Source organism: Parageobacillus toebii NBRC 107807 (genome assembly GCF_003688615.2).
In the GTDB taxonomy this organism is placed as follows: Bacteria; Bacillota; Bacilli; order Bacillales; family Anoxybacillaceae; genus Parageobacillus_B; species Parageobacillus_B toebii.
In genome coordinates, this window is sequence record NZ_CP049703.1 from 411742 (window position 1) to 432004 (window position 20263).

Genomic DNA, 20263 nt, shown 5'->3' on the forward strand with positions numbered 1-20263 from the left:
CCTTTTATGCGTTACGCATGATGATTGTTTCAATCGTATTCGCCACATCCTCACAACTATCCGCAATTTCCTCTAACATTTCATATAGTTCTTTATATTGAATGATCTTAATCGGGTCTTTTTGCTCTACAAATAAATTTTTGATCGAAGCACGTAAAATTTCATCGCATTTTGTCTCATAATCCTTAATTTTAATGGCATGTGTCCGCATATCGAGAAGCTTTTTCTGAGACAACAATTTAAGTGCATTAACAATTTCAATCGTGCTTTGATAAATATTATTAAAAAATTGCACCATATGATCATCAATTTCCGTAAATGAAAACATTTCGAAGCGGGCGGAACATTGTTCTAGCCCATCTAACACATCGTCCATCTTCATTGCTAATTGGTGAATGTCTTCGCGCTCAATTGGCGTAATAAACGTTTTATTTAATTCGACAACAAGCTCATGAATATAGGAGTCGCCCTTGCGCTCATATTCTTTCATCACACGCGCAAATTCTTTCAAATCGCTGACATTACGGATTTTATACTCGACAAAATATTGCGCCGCTTCTTTCACATTTTCGGAAATCGTAAATAATAAATCAAAAAAGACATCTTTTTTTGGTGAAAAAATCATATGAAAACCCCCATTTATTTAACGTATGGAAATTTGGCCACCGTGTTCTATTTTAGCAATAAATGTCGAATTTACAATGAACATATAAAAAATTTACACTAAATTTACATTACCTTAACATTTTATAAATATTTTTTAAGTATATCATTCCAAAAAGAAAACGAAGCCATACAAGTCGGCTTCGTTTTTCATATTATTCTTATTCGAATCGCTCCACCAACGTCGCAAGCGTGCGAACCATTACCCCAGTAGCTCCAGACGGTCCGAGATCATGCTCTTTCGAAGTAACGGATGTTCCCGCAATATCAAGATGAACCCACGGTGTATCTTCCGCAAATTCACCGAGAAACGCACCGCCCATAATCGCATGTCCTTCTCGTCCTGGTGAATTATTAAGGTCTGCAATTTTACTGCTGCGTACACGTTCCTTATCCTTTTCCGTAATTGGCAAGCGCCAAATAAACTCCCCTGTTTCCGCAGACGCTTCTAACACTTGCTCAAATAACGCTTCGTTATTGGTCATCGCACCCGTTGTATGAACGCCAAGCGCTACAATGACACCGCCCGTTAGCGTCGCGACATCAATTAAATAGCTGGCGCCATGATGTTTCGCATATGTAATGGCATCTGCTAAAATAAGACGGCCTTCTGCATCGGTATTTTTTACTTCAATCGTTTTTCCGCTCATCGATGTAATCACATCGTCCGGTTTAAACGCTTCACCGCTAATCATATTGTCAGTAGCCGGAATGACAGCAACAACATTTTGTTCTGGGCGAAGCTCCCCGATAATTTCCATCGTGCCAAGCACTGCCGCCGCACCAGCCATATCTGTTTTCATATCGACCATGCTTTCACGTGGTTTAAGGGAGTAGCCGCCAGTATCAAACGTCACTCCTTTTCCGACAAGCCCGATGACGTTTTCCCACGTTTCTTTCCCTTGGTATTTGAGGACGATCATTTTTGGCGGATTTTTGGAGCCTTGGTTCACAGCGAGAAACGCTCCCATTCCGAGCTTTTCCATATCGTCTTTTTCCAGAATTTCATATTCAAACTCATATTTGTTTGCTAATTCCACTGCGTAATTCGCTAAATCTGCCGCGGTTAATAAGTTGCTAGGCGTATTGACCAACGTGCGCGCCGAGTTTGTCGCTTTTCCGTATACGGAGCCGACAAACACGCTTGCTTCGATTTCTGCTTGATCGGCTTCTGTGTAAATCGTAATTGATTCGATCCGCTTTTCTGGTTCGTTCTTTTTTTGTTTATATCCAGGAAATTCGTATGTCGCAAGGTAATAAGCTTCCGAAAGCGCATGTGCCGCATCATTTGCGTCAATATCTTTTGTTACAAACGTATCTAAAGCGATTGCCGCTTCCGTTCGTTTTGCTTGTTTTAATGTTTTAAACAGCTTGCCAAACGCTTCTCTCAATAAATCAAATGTCAACGCTTCTTCTTTTCCTAATCCGACAAAATAAAGTCGTTTTACTCCCGCTTGATTGAGAGTATGTACTTTGGAAATTTGCTTTTTCTTGGCGGAAATATCCCCTTCTTTCAACAAAACCGATACTTGTCCGCCAAGGCGGCGATCACATTCGGCAATAATTCCGTCTAACGGCTGATTTTTTTCAAACATCCCAACCACTAGCACTTCATGCGTTGTATCAAGGGACAGCTGCTGTTTAATGGTAAACATCTCATCATCTCTCCTTACGATACGGTTTCTTTTTCCATTATATCGAAATACAATGACTATTTCGACATTCCAAACTCATCATAATTCCAGTGGATAATGTTGACAATCTTATCTTCTCCCCTTTTTTCAAAATATCACAAGGAAACAGCATACGCATGTGGAATGAAAAAAGAAGGGAGCATATTGTTCCCCAATGACAAATGGAAGGAGAAGTGCGATGAGACTTATTTCGCTTTGTCCAAGCAACACGGAATTGCTCGCTTATTTAGATATGCACGACCACCTTATTGCCGTAGACAATCATTCCGATTGGCCATCTTCCGTATGCCATCTCCCGAGAGTCGGTCCCGACTTAAATATCGATATGGAAAAGGTAGAAGCAATGAAACCGGATTTAGTGCTTGCTTCTTTAAGCGTTCCAGGTATGGAACGAAACGTACAAGAACTGCAGAAACGGAACATTCCCCACATCGTTTTTGCGCCAAATTCATTGCACGATATTGCAGATGATTTGCTCCGTCTCGGTGAAACACTTGGCCAAAAAGAAACGGCACAAGCCGTCGTTCGCCGCTATCACTCGTTTATAGAGAAATATCGCCAGCTGTCCGCGAATATTAAGCATCCTGCGCGGCTGTATTGGGAGTGGTGGCCAAGGCCGATTTTTACACCTGGTAAAACAAATTGGCTAACAGAAATTAGCCAACTAGCCGGGGCAACGAATATTTTTGCCGATATCGAGCAAGCAAACGTGCAAACCAACTGGGATGAGGTGATAAAGCGAAATCCTTCTCATATTTGCCTCGTCTGGGTTGGCGTGCAGACAAAAAAAATGAATAAAGATGCTGTCAAAAATAGACTTGATGCAGAGAAAGTGGACGCTATCCTTACAGAGAGAATTTACTTGCTCGAAGAATCGTTATATTGCCGTCCTTCTCCGCGGCTTTTGCTTGGTCTAAAAAAACTTGCCGCCTTGTTGCATCCGTCTGTTTTTCCACCTTATGACGGGATTGATCCATTGTTAACAAAATAAAGGGCGGTCTTTGTCCGCCCTTAGCTTTTCGATTGTAAATACTGTTGCCTAAACACTTGCATTGTTTCATCTTCATTTAGTCGTTTTAACTCTTCTTCGGAAAGCTTCCCATCGCCCTTTTTCACAATATACACTTGTACTTTCTTTTTCCCCCAATATTTATACACATCCTCGACCGTATCATAATACAAATCAAGGCGGTTTCCTTTAATCGCTCCTCCTTTATCGGCCACAACCCCATATCCATATCCAGGGATAAAAAGAATCGTACCGATCGGGAATATATTTAAATCCGCAGCAATGGTTGAATATAAGTCTCGTTTCACACGCACCCCGGAATAGGTAATCCCATATTCCGGATGATCTGGTGTTTTTCCTGTTGACTCTACTCCTGCCGTATATCCTGTCGCCACAACAACCATGGATGGATATTTTGACCAATCAAACGCTTCCTCAAGACGAAGCGATTGATTAATGGCCTTTTTCGAAGAAATTTGCGGTTTGTTCTGTTTCTCGTAACGCTTCCACTGTTTATCTATCGCAACATATTGTCCTTTATTCCATATGTCAAAAAAATGGTCATCTGTGTAGAAAAATAATGATGCATCATACAAACTGTTAGAAATCGTTTTCGCTTCGACACCTGAAATCGATTGTAATGTCGCTAGTAGCGCCATTACAAACAATAATGACATGGTTATTCTTCTTATTATATTTTTTAGAAGAACCATTTCCTCACTCCTCTCACATTTCTATTTATCTCCACAAAAAAATAGAAATATTCATTGTGAGAAAAGTGAGGCAAAAAAAAAAAAGACTTTCATATCATTATGAAAGCCTTAAAACATTTGATATCCCTTCGCACGCAACGTGCGAATGACAAATCCAGCGCAAAGCGCACCGGCAAATCCGCTAGATAAAATTAAAATATCAGCAGGAGCCAGCGACAATACTTTACGCTTTAACGCTATAAAAGAAGCTTGTGGATCTGTAAAATATTGCGTCCACGGAATATCATCGATAATAAACATAAATACAAACGGGCATAAAATGGTCATAATCCAAGTCATACGCAACAACATATTTAATAAAAAGCCAATGCCGAAAAATAAAACAAAAAATAAAAGCATGGAAATTAGTACAACAGGCAAGCTCATTTGCATCCCTAATCACCTCCAGTACACCCTTTTTAAGTGTACTGAATTGGATAAAGGGAGTCAATTTTCAGAAACGGCTTACTTCTTTTGTTCGGTTCCTTTTCCTGAACATCCATAACAAGTTTCCGAGCCACCTAGCAAAAGTTGTACGTATCCGTTCCCTTCGCAATATGGACATATCGTTTGTTCTGTATGTTTCATTATTTATCCCTCCATTTTTCCTAATTTTCTGATAATATACCAAAATTTTTTTCAAAAGAAAAAGAGGGATTTTCCTCATTTATCGCGATGTAAACGGATACATCAGTGGCATGCTTCTGTTTTCTTCATATTCCTTAATATTTCGAATTTTTGAAATATAAACTATATTTTGTGTATCCAAACGGTTCCCCGGGATTGAGTCCGTCATGAGCCGGAAAATAGTGAAATGGTTCTAATTGCAATAAATATCGCAATAACCGAGATGTATGTCGATCTTCTCGCAATCTTTGCTTGCTTAAAAATTCAGCCGTGAACAATTCATCGGTTTGCACAGTAATCGTATGTGAAAGAGCACGAAGTAAAAATATCGCCATATTATCACTAATTTCACCGCGAATCACCCCTGTACGCATTCCGAGAAATCCAACAATTTCCGCATCAATTCCTGTTTCTTCTTTAATTTCACGAATTGCCGCTTCATCGATCATTTCCCCCGGTTGTACAAATCCTGCTGGAAGCGACCATTTTCCTTTCAATCCCCCATATTTTTTCTTTACAACAAGCCATTCATCCGCCTCATTAACAACTAATCCTGCCGCTGCAATCCATACATTGCCGCGTTTCTCTCCCATCTTCATCATCCTTTTTTATTTGTTGTAAATGTTCCAACCTTCCCCACAAACATGAATATGTGAAAAACATTTACATTTGTACGAATATCAGTCTTTTTTTTGTTTCCAAAAAAAGAATAGTTATTTCCATATATATAATATAAATGTTAAAAAAGGGCAAACATTGAAGTTTGCCCGTCTATTAGAAGAACTTGAATTTTCCTTTTTTCATCACAAGTGAAGGACCGCCAATTAAATAAAGAGCACGGTTGTCGATCATTTTTTTCATAAAGCTTGCTTTTGTTCCCCACATTTTCTTGCCAAATACAACCCCAATAGCATCGTCATGGCCAAGGGAACAAACCGTTCCTTTAATATTTGGTCGGAATGGTTGCAATTCTCCTTGCTGACGGATTAACGCAGCAAGGTTTTTCGCACATAATTCTCCTTCTTGCATCGCGATTTGTGCTGTTGGTGGATATGGACGATTAGTTTCTTCATTAATCACTAACGAACAGTCACCAACGACAAAAATATCTTCGTGTCCTGGAACGCGCAAGAATGGGTCCACTTTAATACGACCGCGCATCGCTTCAAAGCCAGACTCATCGATTACATGGCTTCCGCGTACACCAGCGGCCCATACGACTGTGCCTGCTTTAATCTCTTCGATGTCGTCTCCTTTCGCTACGATAATTCCTTCTGGTGTACATTCTTTAATGGCAGTGCCGATTTTAAATTCAACGCCTTTACGCTCTAATTGGTTAACCGCATATTCAACCAGTTCCGGATCAAAACCTGGAAGCGCTGTCGGCGCTGCCTCTACACAAATAATACGAACTTTATGCGGGTCAATATCATACTCGCGGCATAATTCAGGAACGCGGTTTACCAATTCGCCTAAAAACTCAATACCTGTAAATCCAGCACCACCAACGACAATCGTTAGACGTTCATCCCGTTTTTCTTCTTCCGTGCTATACGTAGCAAATTGATACTCAATATGTTCACGAATTTGCCGCGCTGCATTCACGTTTGCAATAGAAAAAGCGTACTCTTTTAGCCCTTTAATTCCAAACGTCTCCGATTCAAATCCAAGAGCAATAACTAAATAATCATAAGTAAGTTCGCCATTTTTCATTAACACTTTCTTTTCATCAGGAAGTATTTTGACAACCGTGTCTTGCACAAATTTTACCTTATTGCGATCAATCACATCGCTAATTGGATAACGAACTCGGTCATGATGCAATGTACCGGCTGATGCTTCGTGAAGCCACGTTGTTTCATAATGGTAGTCGTTTTTGTTCACGAGTGTAATGCTCGCCTCATTGATCCCAACAAGCTCTTGCAAACGTACTGTTGTCATTAAACCGCCATAACCAGCACCTAAAATGACGACATTTGGTTTTTTCAATTAAATCACTTCCATCCTTTTTAATTTTTTTGTAATTTTGTTTATAGATTTTGCCGCCATGCACATTTTTATCGGGCAAAGTTTGTGAAATTATTCACGTTAATCGTCAAAAAAATGTTAAACAATTGTCACAAAAAATTAACAATGCATCCACAAAACATATTAGCCCTTTTTTTCAATCTTTTCAAGCGTTTTTTATATTTTTATTAGCTACAAAAATCCCCATAAATAACAAATGGCTTTTATGGTATGATAAGATGGTGAGGGTAATTTTATTTGTGGGGGAGGAATCTTTGATAATGAAAGAAGACCAAAAAATATATGATGTTACCATTATAGGAGGCGGACCGGTCGGGCTGTTTGCCGCTTTTTACGGGGGATTAAGGCAGATGAGCGTAAAAATTATCGAAAGCTTGCCGCAATTAGGAGGACAACTGTCTGCTCTTTATCCTGAAAAATACATATATGATGTTGCTGGATTTCCTAAAGTACGCGCTCAAGAATTGATTGATCATTTAAAAGAACAAATGGAGAAATTTTCACCAACTGTTTGTCTTGATCAATCAGTGGAAATGTTAGAAAAATTGGAAGATGGAACATTTAAATTAACGACAAACAAAGAAATACATTATTCCAAAACTGTTGTTATTACCGCAGGAAACGGCGCCTTCCAGCCTCGACGCCTTGAATTAGAAAATGCAACGCAATATGAAGGAAAAAATTTATACTACTTCATTAATGATTTAAATCAATTTAAAGGGCAAAAAGTACTCGTTTGCGGCGGCGGAGATTCCGCTGTGGACTGGTCGCTTATGCTAGAACCAATCGCTGAAAAAGTGACGATTGTACATCGACGCGATAAATTCCGCGCTCATGAACATAGTGTGGAAACATTGATGAATTCCACAGTCAATGTGAAAACTCCATTTGTCCCTGTGGAGTTAATCGGTGACGAAAAGGGCATTCGCCAAGTTGTCATCGAACATGTGAAAGACGGTCTGCGCGAAACGATTGAAATCGATGCACTGATTGTGAACTATGGCTTTATTTCCTCGCTTGGGCCAATTAAAAACTGGGGACTTGAAATTGAGAAAAACTCCATAAAGGTTAACTCCAAAATGGAAACAAATATTCCTGGCGTTTACGCTGCTGGCGATATATGCACATATGAAGGAAAAATAAAACTCATTGCTTGCGGATTCGGCGAAGCGCCGATCGCAATCAGCAGCGCAAAAACGTATATCGACCCAACAGCGAGAATGCAGCCGGCTCATTCCACTTCGTTGTTCTAATTTTCCGATATGTCCGCCAAACGAAAGGGATGCTTTATTGACAAAAGCATCCCTTTTCCATTTGTCACAGTTATTCCTATCTTTACTTTCTGTCAAAGATATAAAAACTAAAGGTGTAAAAAATCATACCTTTAGGAGGCGTTACAATTGATAAAGAAAGTGACTGGATTTTTCGCAGTTTCTGCCCTAGTAATGGGACTTACAGCGTGTAACATAATGGATAAAGACCGTAATGACAATAATGATAATAAAAACATGAATATTTCCGCTTCGTATACATCAATACCAAGCAACAAATATCCTCATACAAGAGCGGTATTGATCCAAGAAGCAAAATACAAATTCGTTGAAGTGGACCCTAAACAAGCAGCTGAGTGGCAAGCAAGGCTTCAGCAACAATTGAATCAACAAAGAAGACAATACACACTACCACCGAATCAACTGCAAACGCCGACACAATGGCAACAAACTCAACCTAAACAACAGACGCCAACTCAGCAGCAACAAGCGCAAACTTCTGCAGGAATCAGTCAATATGCTCAACAAGTAATTGAATTAACGAACAGAGAAAGAGCTCGAGCAGGTCTTCCTGCTTTAAAAGTGGATGCTCAGCTAAGTGCTGTGGCACAGAAGAAATCACAAGATATGCAACAAAACCATTATTTCTCACATACAAGTCCAACTTATGGTTCTCCTTTTGATATGATGAGGGATTCTGGCGTTACTTACAAAGCAGCAGGGGAAAACATTGCTAAAGGCCAACGTACTCCACAAGAGGTTGTTGCTGCTTGGATGAATAGCCCTGGCCACAGAGCAAACATTTTGAATAGACAGTTTACTCACATTGGAGTAGGTTTTGAGCAAACCGGAAATATTTGGACACAAATGTTCATCGGTAAATAGATAAAAAAAGGAGTCCAAATATGATTAGTCGTTCTCTTTCTTTATATTCACTCGCAATCCCTCTACTCGTTTCCTAGTGATTACCAGGTTGTTCTAGCTTCTGGCATTGCTTATCGTTTACACATCTATTCGCCCGTTTCTTCTTTCGCCTTAAAGCCAAATAAAAAACCTTCTTACCGGCGAAATTCGATATTCATCGGTAAGAAGGCCGTTATTCACAATCCTATTCCGCAAATTTTAGGGTCATTAGTTTGTACACGCTTGCGGACACGCCGATTCTCTAGCATGATTATCAACCCCCGGCGAGGCTATGCGTTTATGTTTGCCTTTGATGGAACGGAATAATATCCCGTTTCTAAAATGTTCATATATCGACGTTTATCCGTTTAGCACTGTTCCGGCGTGCCTGCATTCGTTGCTGTTCTAAACGATGAACCGCAACCGCATGTGGCGATCGCATTCGGATTGTTAATCGTAAAGCCGCCTCCCATTAACGATTGTTTATAGTCAATCACCGTTCCTTGTAAAATAGGAGCGCTTTCTTTATCGACTAGAATTTTAATTCCGTGCTGTTCAAATTCGTGATCGTCTTCATGACGTTCATGTTCAAATCCCATTCCATACGATAAACCGCTGCAGCCGCCGCCTTTCACTCCAATGCGAAGGTATGCTCCTTCCTCCTCATGTTCTTTCATCATGTCTTTAATTTGAAACGCAGCTGCTTCTGTAAGTGTAATAATATCAGCCATTGCGATCCCTCCTTATGGATAGTATATCGCTTTCCATACATGTTTCTCAAATATTTAATAGTAATACACACCTGTACAAATCGTTTCCGCCGGTCCTGTCATCCGCACATTTCCCTCATCTGTCCATGTAATGATTAAATCCCCGCCTGCCAAATGGACGACCGTTTCTTTATTTCGCGCTGTTTTTCCATTTAATACGGAAGCAACAACAGCTGCACACGCCCCTGTACCGCAAGCTTGCGTCACTCCAGAGCCGCGCTCCCATACGCGAAAATGGAGTTCATGGTCGTTTACCACCTCGACGAATTCGACATTTACCCCTTCAGGAAACCGCTCGTCCTTTTCCACAATCGGACCAAGTGTCGTTACCGGCGCTGTTGTGATATCATCCACGTAAAAAATGACATGAGGGTTTCCCATCGAAACGGCTGTAATTTCATACTGTTTTCCATCGACTTCAAACGGTTCTGCAACGACTCGTTCCGCATCCAGACCAATCATCGGGATCTCGCTCCGCTTTAAACGCGGCTTTCCCATATCAATGGTAACGTTTGTAACGGCTCCATTTTCTACGGTAACCTCTGCCTTCACGAGTCCGGACAATGTTTCAATAAAAAAGGATCGGTCTTTTACCATTCCATGCTCATATGCATATTTTGCGACACAACGCAAGCCATTGCCGCAATTTTTCCCTTCAGAACCGTCGCTATTAAAAATCCGCATTTTTACCGGAGCTACTTCTGACGGGCAAATGAGAATCATGCCATCCGCTCCGATTCCGGTATTTACGTTGGATACTTTCACCGCTAAGGACGATAATAATGATTCTGGAATTGTTTCTTCAAACATATTTACATATATATAACTATTGCCGAGCCCATGCATTTTTGTAAACGAAAATTTATTCATTATTTCCTCCTTGAAATAAAAAATTTTTTATACATAAGTATAAATCGAAAATAAACGGGACACAATGAGAATATCCCCCGTTTTTTCATAATATACACCTTAAAGAGGATGTCTGATGGGACATCCTCGTTTTTTATGTCACAGCGAGTACATACTATACATATAATATTCAAAGAATGATCGATGTACGGTAAAAATAGTTAATAAAAACAGCGGCTAATCGATATAGCCGCTTCCTTTCGTTCAAAACATCGGATTTTCCTCTAAATAACGATAAATATTTTCTACTAGCTGTTCAGGAGTATCTCCGGTTACGATTTCGCCATTGACTAAAGCGAAAAGAGTTTCCGCACATCGAGTGCAGTAGCTTAAACAGCTGTATTCTATAATATCCAAATTAGGATCCTTTTCTAGTATTTCTAACGCTTTTTGCGATCCGCTCGCTAAATTGCTGATGCAAAACTCAATCATTGGCTGAATCATCGTTTTCTCACCTTCCTACTGTTTTTCATCGTAACGGTTTTTTTTAGAAACGTCAATTCAGACACTTCGTTTGCCATTATATCTTCTTCCTTTGTCAATGCTTTCCGAAAAATTGTTGTTATTTTGCCACAATTTCGTTATACTTTTTTATGGCATTTTGCGTTTTATAAAACGATAAAAGGGGTATTTTACGATGAGACACCTTGTGCTGCTCGGTGGAGGATACGGAAATATGCGAATTTTGCTTCGCCTCCTCCCAAACCATTTACCAGAAGATGTTCACATTACACTCGTCGACCGTATTCCATATCATTGTTTAAAAACAGAGTATTATGCACTCGCAGCAGGAACGATTAGCGATCATCATATTCGCGTTCCATTTCCAGAACATCCGCGTCTTACCTACCGTTTCGGTGAGGTCGTAAACATTGATCTCAACCATCAAAACGTACAATTGCAAGATGGAAGCAGTATCCAGTATGATGATTTAGTGATTGGGTTAGGATGTGAAGATAAATACCACGGCGTCCCAGGCGCTGAAACATTTACACATAGCATTCAATCGATTGAGAAAGCGCGAGCGGCATACGAAGCATTAAATAATTTACCGCCTGGCGCTATTGTCGGAATTGTCGGTGCGGGACTAAGCGGCGTTGAATTAGCAAGTGAATTAGCCGAAAGCCGCCCTGATTTGCACGTCAAACTGTTTGATCGCGGAGAACGAATTTTGCCAATGTTTCCAAAACGGCTCAGCAACTATGTGGAAAGTTGGTTTAAACAACACGATATTGAAATCGTTCGCGGTTCTAACATTACAAAAGTAGAAGAACATACTCTTTATAATCACGATCATCCGGTTCATTGCGATGTCATTGTATGGACAGCGGGAATACAGCCAAACCGTGTCGTCAGAAACTTGCCAGTAGAGAAAGACAAACAAGGCCGTGTTATTTTAACGAAACAACATCACATTCCTGGATATGAAAATGTATACGTAGTTGGTGATTGCGCAAGTTTGCCGCACTCTCCAAGCGCGCAGCTTGCAGAAGGGCAAGCGGAGCAAATCGTTCAAGTATTACAAAAACGTTGGAAAGGAGAAGAGCCACCGAGCGAATTCCCGCCAATTAAATTAAAAGGTATTCTCGGGTCGCTCGGCAGAAAACATGGATTCGGCCTTCTCGCTGATCGTCCAATCACCGGGAGAGTCCCTAGATTGTTAAAATCAGGAGTATTATGGATGTATAAATATCACAACGGTTATTAATGAAAAAAGGGAGATCTTCGTTCCAAGATCCCCCTTTTTATCATCGATAACCATACTTCTCCATTTCTGCATAAATCGCCTTTAGCTTTGGGTTTCCTTCTCCGACAATAGCACCCTCAATCACAACAACAGGGTAAAATAAATCTTCTTCGATCACTTTTTTGGCAAACGCCTTTTTCTCCTCATCATCTTCTGGTGGGTTAAAAATATCAATATACGTAATGGAAAACGGCTGGTCTGGATATTTCCGTTTAATAGCTGCTTCTAGCCATTCATATGTTTCTTTGGAAGATGGCAATTGCACACAAGATGGACAAATCACATCGGCACCATATACGCATATTTCTACTTGCTTCAGCGTCATATATTTCCACCTTTCATATCATAAAAACAAAATTTATTATTAGATTTTTTTCTTTATCATGATTATAATAAACTTAAAGAAAGGAGTCGATAAAAATGACGGATCAAGAAATCAAAGAACAAGTGCAAGAAGTTTTGGATAAACTGCGCCCGTTTTTGCTTCGTGACGGCGGGGACTGCGAATTAATCGACGTTGAAGACGGTGTTGTCAAATTACGCTTGCTCGGTGCATGCGGAAGCTGCCCAAGCTCAACGATTACATTAAAAGCCGGAATTGAACGCGCACTCTTAGAGGAAGTACCAGGCGTTGTCGAAGTAGAACAAGTATTCTAATCACGAGGTTCATGCCAAAAATAACAGCGGTTTCCCAATGGAAACCGCTGTTATTTTTCAAGCGCCAGCTTATATACTTGACTGCCTTTTTGTGCCACCTTCAGGGATTCTACCGCACAATCTGGAAAGTGCGGAAGCAATTTTTCTTTTAAGCTTTCTCCTTTTCCAGGTTCGGCAAAAGCAAGAACGGTAGGACCCGCCCCGCTTAATGCCGCCCCAAACGCTCCGTATCGCGCAGCCAACGTCTCTACAAGCGATAGCTGCGGGACAAGTTCTTTACGATAAGGCTGATGAAATAAATCAGCTGCCATCATTTTTCCGGCAAGTTCCCAATTTTTCGTTAATAACGCCGCGACTAATACGTTGCTGACCGCACTTGCCTCGACGGCCTCTTCGCGCGCCAGCAGCTGTGGCAAAACGCTGCGGGCTTTTTTTGTTTCTAACTCATACGAAGGGATGACAGCGACTAAATCGAATTGCACGTTTGGAACATGAACGATATTTGTCTCTTCTTGGCGATGACTGCCAATGACAAGCCCTCCATATAAAGAAGCGCCGACATTATCCGGATGCCCTTCATAACAGCTGGCCAACCTCATTTTTTGCTCTAAAGTCAGCGACAGACCTGCAAGCTCATTGGCCAGCTCAATTCCCGCTACCACTGCTGCTGCACTGCTTCCTAAGCCGCGCGTAAATGGAATATCACTATATACATCGACCGCACAGCTCGGCAACGTACGCCCGTATGTTTGAGCGACTTGCGCCGCCACTTGATAAATTAAATTGTCTGTTCCCGGCGGAATTGCTTCCACTTCAGGAGATCGGGGAATAAATTTCCATTCATCCGCCAACCTGACTTCTAACGTCAAATAACGGGATACTGCGAGACCAATCGAATCAAAACCAGGACCTAAATTCGCCGTGCTTGCTGGGACGACGATTTTTAACATCCCATCTTCTTTCATTGATGGACAACTCCTTGAATATGCTCAAACACAATCGCCTCATCATTCGGAAGTACGGTTGGTTCAATTTCCGCTGTTTCCATCGCAATTGCCGGATCTTTCAGCCCATTTCCTGTCAACACCGCCACAACGGTGCTTCCCTTTCTAATTTCATTCCGCTTCCGTTGCTTGATCACTCCCGCAATGGATGCGCAAGAAGCAGGTTCAGCAAAAATTCCTTCCTCCCGCGCAAGCAGTTTATACGCTTCTAAAATTTCCGCATCCGATACTTCATCGATTTTTCCATTTGATTCCGTTGCCGCTTGCACCGCTTTTTCCCAGCTTGCTGGATTGCCAATACGAATCGCCGTCGCGATCGTTTCTGGATGCTCAATCACTTGATTGCGGACAATCGCCGCCGCTCCCTCCGCCTCGAATCCGCGCATTTGCGGAAGACCAGTTTGTTTCGCCGCATGATACTCTTTAAATCCCTTCCAATAAGCGGTAATATTTCCAGCATTGCCAACCGGAATCGCAAGCACATCCGGCGCTTTGCCAAGCTGGTCGCAAATCTCGAATGCCGCTGTTTTCTGCCCCTCGATACGATATGGATTTACCGAGTTGACAAGGGTAATCGGGGCGATATCGCTAAGGCGGCGCACCATTTTTAACGCTTCATCAAAGTTTCCCTCAATCGCAAAAATTTCTGCTCCGTACATAACTGCCTGGGCTAACTTTCCCATTGCAATTTTGCCATTTGGAATCACGACAATACAACGCAACCCTGCTCTTGCCGCGTAAGCCGCAGCAGAAGCGGACGTATTGCCTGTCGAAGCGCAAATAATCGTATGGCTGCCCGCTTCTTTCGCCTTTGCGACCGCCATCACCATGCCGCGGTCTTTAAACGATCCCGTCGGATTTGCGCCTTCCACTTTTACGTACAATTCCACATCAAGCTTTTCCGATAGCCGTGGCAGCGGAATAAGCGGTGTATTTCCTTCGTTTAAAGAAAGCATCGGGGTATTTTCATTGATTGGCAAAAATTCGCCGTACGCCTGCAACAGCCCTTTCCATGTCATTATTTTCCCTCTCCTTCAACGCGATACGAGCTCTTTACTTCATGAACAATTTCTAAATCACGCAATTGCTGTAAAATGTCCTCGTAATCTTTTTGTGACGCACGATGAGTAACGATTACGATTTCCGCAAGCCCATCTTCTTTTAAAGGCAATTGTAAAATTTTTTCGAAGCTAACACCGCGTTCAGAAAATAGTGCCGTAATTTTCGCAAACGCACCAACTTGATCTTTCACATGAATACGCAAAAAGTATTTCGAAAAAATTTCTGATGCGGATTTTAGCTGCTTTTCGTACTGCGGTGCAACGGCATTGCATCCGTTTACTCCCAATCTCATATTTTTCATGACGGCCACTAAATCAGAAACAACAGCAGTCGCTGTTGGCAAACTTCCCGCTCCAGGTCCATAAAACATCGTCTCGCCGACCGCTTCGCCATACACATATACCGCGTTGTATTCATCATTAACGGACGCAAGCGGATGGGAATCAGGAAGCAATGTCGGCTGGACGCTTACTTCTACTTTATTTCCATCACGCTTAGCAATGCCGATTAATTTCATCGTGTAACCGAGACGTTTGCTGTAGTTAAGGTCTTCTTCCGTAATCGACGTTATTCCTTTTACTTGAACATCATCTAAATCAATGTTCATGGAAAATCCGAGACGGGCTAAAATAGCCATTTTTCTTGCTGCGTCTAATCCTTCTACATCCGCGGTTGGATCTGCTTCCGCATATCCAAGCGCTTGTGCTTCTGCCAATACTTCTTCATAGGATGCACCGTATTTACACATTTTTGTTAAAATATAGTTTGTTGTTCCATTTACAATCCCCATCATTTTCGTAATGCGGTCCGAAGCAAGACCATCAACAAGGCTGCGCAAAATCGGAATTCCTCCAGCAACACTTGCTTCATAAAATAAATCACAGTGATTTTCCACTGCCACTGCCAACAACTCTGACCCATACAATGCCATTAAATCTTTATTTGCCGTCACCACATGCTTGCCTTGCCGCAATGCGCGAAGCAAATATTGACGAGTTTCCTCGATTCCCCCCATTACTTCGATAATGACATCGATTTCTGGATCATCAATGACGTCTGTAACATTTGTTGTCAACAACGATGGTTCCACGCGCACGTCCCGTTTTTTATATATATCTCTTACAAGAATTTTTTTGATTTGCACCGGACAACCTACTTGATGCATCAGCCGTTCTTGATGATTTTCAATAATTTTTACAACACCGCTCCCAACAGTACCTAATCCTAATAAACCAACTAAGATTGGCTTTTCCATATTCCCCCGCCTTTCTGTATCTCCTGAATAAACATTTGTTTTTCTATAGTAGACATTATAAAAGATATTGCTTTGTTTTACAATGACTAAAATGACTAATTTTTATAATAAATATTGAAAACGTTTAATATCAAGTAAATTCGGATAATTTTTTACAAAAAATAGGCAGCCCTGCTTCATAGGACCGCTTTATCGTGAATTCCACTCTTTGTTTACAAGCGTTTCAGGCTGTTTTCCTTGCAACACGGCAATAATATTTCGGCTAGCTAATTCCATCATCTTTGTACGTGTTTCTCCCGTTGCACTTCCAATGTGCGGCAATGCAACAACGTTTTTTAATGTCAATAACGGATGGGAAGCGTCAATCGGTTCATGTTCAAATACATCTAATCCTGCTCCGGCAATTTCTCCGCTTACAAGCGCATCATATAAAGCTTGTTCATCAACGACCGCCCCTCTTGACGCATTGATAAATATCGCGGATTGTTTCATTTTGCGAAATGCTTCCCTGTTAAACATATGACGTGTCTCATTGGTTAACGGCGTTAAGCAAACAACAAAATCAGCGGTTGCCAATAACTCTTGAAACGAGCAATATGTCGCGCCAAGCTGCTTTTCTGCTTCTATGTTGCGGGAACGATTGTGGTACAAAATATTCATATCAAAACCGGCTGCCCGTTTTGCAACAGCCTGCCCGATTTTCCCCATGCCGACAATACCGATCGTTTTGTGATGGACATCCACACCAGCTAATAAAAATGGACTCCAGCTTTTCCATTTTCCTTCTTTGATAAATTGCGCTGCCTCCACTATACGGCGGGCGGTTGCCAACAACAAGGCAAACGTTAAGTCAGCGGTTGTATCTGTTAGTACATCAGGAGTATTGCAAACAGCAATTCCATATTTTGTCGCGGCCGGGACATCGATATTGTCAAATCCGACCCCCATGTTTGCAACGACTTTTAACGATTTTCCCGCTTTTAATACCTCTTGATCGATGACATCCGATACCATTGTTAATAACGCATCTGCTTTTTTCGCCTCATTGATTAACACATCGCGAGAAACTGGTATATCGTCATGCGGCCACATCGCTACTTCGGCGATATCTTTGATCGGAGCGATAATATCATCGGGAAGCTTTCTTGTAATAAACACATATGGTCGACCCATAACGCCCACCTTCTTTTATGTATTTTTTTCTATCTTATCATAATTGCGCCATTATCATAAAAAAAACGATGATTCCGTGATCACCGCTATTATGATACGTGAGAAAACCAATCAATTTTCGGAAGATGAAGCTGGCGGTTCGATAGTCCGACAATATCCACAAATGACGCGAGAAATTGTTCATGCTCTCGGGAATGGTTGACAATATGACGTAACGTTTGTTCATATGCTTGTTTTTCTCTCTCTCCTTCTGATATATAATACCCTTCCACACATTCAAAATAATGAAGCGGGAAAAGAAGCCGTGCATAAATTAAGCGCCAGGCAAATGCCGATAACGGGGTGACCTGTTCATAGTCTCGAAAAAATTGCCGGATTCTTTCCACAGAAGCATTTTGTCTTTTTGTGTATATTTGCCGAACCCACTCCGCCAAATCTCTTGCACAATGATCATATACCCAATCCGTCGCTAACTTATGCTCCTTTCCCTCTATCCACTTTGCATCCGGCAACCGTTCATGGCAAAAAGTTGCATAGTCAATACCGACAGGCTCCTCATCTAACTCCGTATCCGCTACATATTGAATCGCATTTTCCGCCAAACCAAGATAATATGGAAATGATTCAATAAAAAGACGATCAAACATAGTAGTAATTCCCATCTCTATTTTTCTTCTCCAAAATTGCTCCATCTGATCAAGGCGTGTTCCCCAAAATTCTTTCCATTGGCCTATCCGCCGACAATGAATAATCGAAATAGGACAAGTGCGGCCACGCTGATGAAATTTCGCTAATTCCCGACCAATCGAGATATTTCTTGCATATGGCGGAATGGACGTACGAACCATAACAATGGGCTGTCTGGCGTTGTAAGCAACCAGCTCTCCTGACTTGGTTGGAACAAACGATGCGACAGTGACATCTCCTTTCGATATCAAATAATGGCTCATTTTCTGCAATTCCTTTATTTCCGCTTCCGTGCGCCCATGTACAGGAATAACGGTATAATATTGATTTTTGTATAGAAATGTATAATATCGTCCAATTTTCCCCATTCTTTCTGCCGAAATTTCGTATTCATGACGAATAAATTCTTGCATCACTTCTCTCCCTCCTTATAAAAGCAATATATGAATTCATTTGCAAAAAAATCTGTTTTTTCCCATATTTGCAAGCATCAAAGTTTACAGAAACGGCACATTTATGCCATGATAAACATATATAATAAAAAATAACTCCTTAAAGAAACAGGTGACGCCCATGAAAGAACCAATTATGAACAATCTTGAACAAACCGCCCGCCAATGGCTGGAAGAACGCGGGGTTACAATCAAAGACATCGCTGAACTTGTATATTATTTACAATCGAAATACCATCCAAATTTGAAACTAGAAGAATGTATTGAAAATGTGAACCGCGTGATTGCCAAGCGTGAAGTACAAAACGCGATACTCACTGGCATCCAGCTTGATAAATTAGCAGAAGAAGGCAAATTAGATGAGCCGTTGCAGTCTATTATTCAGCGTGACGAAGGTTTATATGGAGTGGACGAGATTTTAGCGCTTTCGATCGTAAACGTATACGGCTCCATCGGTTTCACCAATTATGGATATATTGATAAACAAAAGCCAGGCATTTTGAAATACTTAAATGATAAATCAACAGGAAAGTGCAATACGTTTTTAGACGATATTGTCGGCGCTATTGCTGCCGCTGCCTCAAGCCGCTTAGCCCATCGAGCGGCGAATGTGGAGTAAGCGGCGCTTTAGCGAAAAGAAAAAAACGCCGCTCTTCGTTAGAGCGGCGTTTTTTAAATGCGATCCATCCATTCTTTTAGTGAATCGGCCGTATATGTTGGCTGTTTTTCATATCGTTGCAACAGTTCTTTTGTCGTTACTCCCGTATGGACAAGAAGCGTGTCCATTCCCGCATTCATTCCTGCCATAATATCGGTATCGTAGTAATCGCCGATCATTAATGTTTCCTCTCTCGGCACTCCCAACACTTTTAGCGCTTGTTCCATAATAATTTTTTCCGGTTTTCCAATAAAAATAGGCTGCACTTGGGTCGACACAGCAACAACAGCCGTGAGAGAACCGTTTCCCGGCAACAATCCTCGTTCTGTCGGAATCGCAATATCGGCATTTGTCGAAATAAACGTTGCGCCATTGCGAACGGCTAAACAAGCGATGGCAAGTTTTTCATATGTAATGCTTCTGTCAATTCCCATCACGACAAATTCAGCGTCTTCTTTCGCAAAAGTAAATCCTTTTTCTTCAAGAGCTGTGCGAATTCCTTCTTCGCCAATCACATAAACAGAAGCATCCGGTTTTTTTTCAAAAATATAGTTTGCTGTCGCTTGGCTTGTTGTAAACACATGTTCTTCTGTTGCTGGAACGCCGAATGACTGCAATTTCTCCGCCACTTGTGCCGGTGTGCGTGAAGAGTTATTCGTGACAAATAAATACGGAATGCCTTTTCGATACAGCTCTTTTACAAAATCACGAGCTTCCGCGATACATTCTGTTCCTCGATACATTGTTCCGTCTAAGTCGATCAAATATCCTTTATACTTTTTCAACATCTTCACCTCTTTATTGATCATCACGTAACAAACTTATAAAAAGAAATGAAAAATGTCAAAAAGCAAACACGCCCCAATACCCTCCCTTCTGTATTCCATTTAGAAGCGAGGGGGGCTTTACAAAGAAGTCTCCACGCAGAAGGAGGATATGTAT

The 20263-nt window shown here is 41.3% G+C and carries 22 protein-coding genes and 1 pseudogene; 6 read left to right on the forward strand and 17 right to left on the reverse strand.

Going from position 1 to position 20263, the window contains the following annotated elements:
* Positions 1-4: 4 nt before the first annotated feature.
* Both DER53_RS02165 and DER53_RS02170 read right to left on the reverse strand, forming a co-directional pair.
* On the reverse strand, positions 5-625 hold the full coding sequence (locus DER53_RS02165) for a DUF47 domain-containing protein (RefSeq protein WP_062755846.1): 621 nt from the start codon (positions 623-625) through the stop codon (positions 5-7).
* A 199-nt stretch (positions 626-824) separates the two neighbouring features.
* A complete protein-coding gene (locus DER53_RS02170) occupies positions 825-2318 on the reverse strand; it encodes a leucyl aminopeptidase (protein ID WP_062755844.1) in 1494 nt (497 codons plus the stop codon).
* A 217-nt stretch (positions 2319-2535) separates the two neighbouring features.
* Between DER53_RS02170 and DER53_RS02175 the strand changes: the two genes are divergently transcribed.
* Positions 2536-3348: a cobalamin-binding protein gene (locus DER53_RS02175; RefSeq protein ID WP_062755842.1), complete on the forward strand. Its 813-nt coding sequence runs from the start codon at positions 2536-2538 to the stop codon at positions 3346-3348.
* A 20-nt stretch (positions 3349-3368) separates the two neighbouring features.
* Here DER53_RS02175 and DER53_RS02180 read toward each other — a convergent pair whose 3' ends face one another.
* From DER53_RS02180 to DER53_RS02200, 5 genes are all read right to left on the reverse strand, one after another.
* Complete coding sequence (locus tag DER53_RS02180) at positions 3369-4079, reverse strand: 3D domain-containing protein (protein ID WP_062755841.1); 711 nt, start codon at positions 4077-4079, stop codon at positions 3369-3371.
* A gap of 108 nt (positions 4080-4187) precedes the next feature.
* Entirely contained in the window at positions 4188-4511 is a 324-nt protein-coding gene (locus DER53_RS02185) for a YuiB family protein (RefSeq protein ID WP_062755840.1), read from the reverse strand.
* A gap of 72 nt (positions 4512-4583) precedes the next feature.
* Positions 4584-4706 (reverse strand): YuiA family protein, encoded by a 123-nt coding sequence (locus tag DER53_RS02190; RefSeq protein ID WP_158082864.1) that lies wholly within the window; start codon positions 4704-4706, stop codon positions 4584-4586.
* Between the two features lie 134 nt (positions 4707-4840).
* Positions 4841-5338 (reverse strand): NUDIX domain-containing protein, encoded by a 498-nt coding sequence (locus DER53_RS02195; RefSeq protein ID WP_062755838.1) that lies wholly within the window; start codon positions 5336-5338, stop codon positions 4841-4843.
* A 181-nt stretch (positions 5339-5519) separates the two neighbouring features.
* A complete protein-coding gene (locus DER53_RS02200; RefSeq protein WP_062755836.1) occupies positions 5520-6734 on the reverse strand; it encodes an NAD(P)/FAD-dependent oxidoreductase in 1215 nt (404 codons plus the stop codon).
* Positions 6735-7033: 299 nt separating this feature from the next.
* Here DER53_RS02200 and DER53_RS02205 point away from each other — a divergent pair, with 299 nt between their 5' ends.
* Both DER53_RS02205 and DER53_RS02210 read left to right on the forward strand, forming a co-directional pair.
* Positions 7034-8026 (forward strand): NAD(P)/FAD-dependent oxidoreductase, encoded by a 993-nt coding sequence (locus tag DER53_RS02205; RefSeq protein ID WP_062755834.1) that lies wholly within the window; start codon positions 7034-7036, stop codon positions 8024-8026.
* A 147-nt stretch (positions 8027-8173) separates the two neighbouring features.
* Entirely contained in the window at positions 8174-8929 is a 756-nt protein-coding gene (locus DER53_RS02210) for a CAP domain-containing protein (RefSeq protein WP_062755833.1), read from the forward strand.
* A gap of 386 nt (positions 8930-9315) precedes the next feature.
* On the opposite strand, the gene DER53_RS02215 is transcribed toward DER53_RS02210, so the two are convergent.
* The 3 genes from DER53_RS02215 to DER53_RS02225 all read right to left on the reverse strand — a co-directional run bounded on the left by DER53_RS02215 (position 9316) and on the right by DER53_RS02225 (position 11070).
* On the reverse strand, positions 9316-9678 hold the full coding sequence (locus DER53_RS02215) for a HesB/IscA family protein (protein WP_062755831.1): 363 nt from the start codon (positions 9676-9678) through the stop codon (positions 9316-9318).
* Between the two features lie 54 nt (positions 9679-9732).
* On the reverse strand, positions 9733-10587 hold the full coding sequence (gene dapF, locus DER53_RS02220) for a diaminopimelate epimerase (protein WP_015864961.1): 855 nt from the start codon (positions 10585-10587) through the stop codon (positions 9733-9735).
* A 243-nt stretch (positions 10588-10830) separates the two neighbouring features.
* Positions 10831-11070 (reverse strand): YuzB family protein, encoded by a 240-nt coding sequence (locus DER53_RS02225; protein WP_015864962.1) that lies wholly within the window; start codon positions 11068-11070, stop codon positions 10831-10833.
* A 193-nt stretch (positions 11071-11263) separates the two neighbouring features.
* Between DER53_RS02225 and DER53_RS02230 the strand changes: the two genes are divergently transcribed.
* Positions 11264-12334, forward strand: a complete 1071-nt coding sequence (locus DER53_RS02230; RefSeq protein WP_015864963.1) for an NAD(P)/FAD-dependent oxidoreductase — start codon at positions 11264-11266, stop codon at positions 12332-12334.
* Between the two features lie 40 nt (positions 12335-12374).
* On the opposite strand, the gene DER53_RS02235 is transcribed toward DER53_RS02230, so the two are convergent.
* The gene (locus DER53_RS02235) at positions 12375-12698 is read right to left on the reverse strand and encodes a YuzD family protein (RefSeq protein WP_062755829.1); all 324 of its coding nucleotides are present in this window, start codon (positions 12696-12698) and stop codon (positions 12375-12377) included.
* Between the two features lie 30 nt (positions 12699-12728).
* Between DER53_RS02235 and DER53_RS02240 the strand changes: the two are divergent.
* Positions 12729-13030 (forward strand): annotated as a pseudogene (locus tag DER53_RS02240) (NifU family protein); the annotation flags it as partial.
* A 50-nt stretch (positions 13031-13080) separates the two neighbouring features.
* Here the strand turns inward: DER53_RS02240 and thrB are convergent.
* The 5 genes from thrB to yutH form a co-directional block, all read right to left on the reverse strand.
* A complete protein-coding gene (thrB, locus tag DER53_RS02245; RefSeq protein ID WP_062755827.1) occupies positions 13081-13995 on the reverse strand; it encodes a homoserine kinase in 915 nt (304 codons plus the stop codon).
* Entirely contained in the window at positions 13992-15053 is a 1062-nt protein-coding gene (thrC, locus tag DER53_RS02250) for a threonine synthase (protein WP_062755825.1), read from the reverse strand. Before thrC ends, thrB begins: the two co-directional genes overlap by 4 nt.
* Positions 15053-16351, reverse strand: coding sequence for a homoserine dehydrogenase (locus DER53_RS02255; protein WP_062678091.1), 1299 nt, complete (start codon positions 16349-16351; stop codon positions 15053-15055). Before DER53_RS02255 ends, thrC begins: the two co-directional genes overlap by 1 nt.
* A gap of 189 nt (positions 16352-16540) precedes the next feature.
* Positions 16541-17524 carry a 2-hydroxyacid dehydrogenase gene (locus tag DER53_RS02260; RefSeq protein ID WP_015864969.1) on the reverse strand — a complete coding sequence of 328 codons (984 nt, stop codon included), beginning with the start codon at positions 17522-17524 and terminating at the stop codon, positions 16541-16543.
* Between the two features lie 89 nt (positions 17525-17613).
* Positions 17614-18624 carry a spore coat putative kinase YutH gene (gene yutH, locus DER53_RS02265; RefSeq protein WP_015864970.1) on the reverse strand — a complete coding sequence of 337 codons (1011 nt, stop codon included), beginning with the start codon at positions 18622-18624 and terminating at the stop codon, positions 17614-17616.
* 160 nt (positions 18625-18784) lie between these two features.
* Here yutH and DER53_RS02270 point away from each other — a divergent pair, with 160 nt between their 5' ends.
* Positions 18785-19282 carry a phosphatidylglycerophosphatase A family protein gene (locus DER53_RS02270; RefSeq protein WP_015864971.1) on the forward strand — a complete coding sequence of 166 codons (498 nt, stop codon included), beginning with the start codon at positions 18785-18787 and terminating at the stop codon, positions 19280-19282.
* Positions 19283-19335: 53 nt separating this feature from the next.
* Here DER53_RS02270 and DER53_RS02275 read toward each other — a convergent pair whose 3' ends face one another.
* Complete coding sequence (locus DER53_RS02275) at positions 19336-20106, reverse strand: TIGR01457 family HAD-type hydrolase (protein WP_041269973.1); 771 nt, start codon at positions 20104-20106, stop codon at positions 19336-19338.
* Positions 20107-20263: the final 157 nt, after the last annotated feature.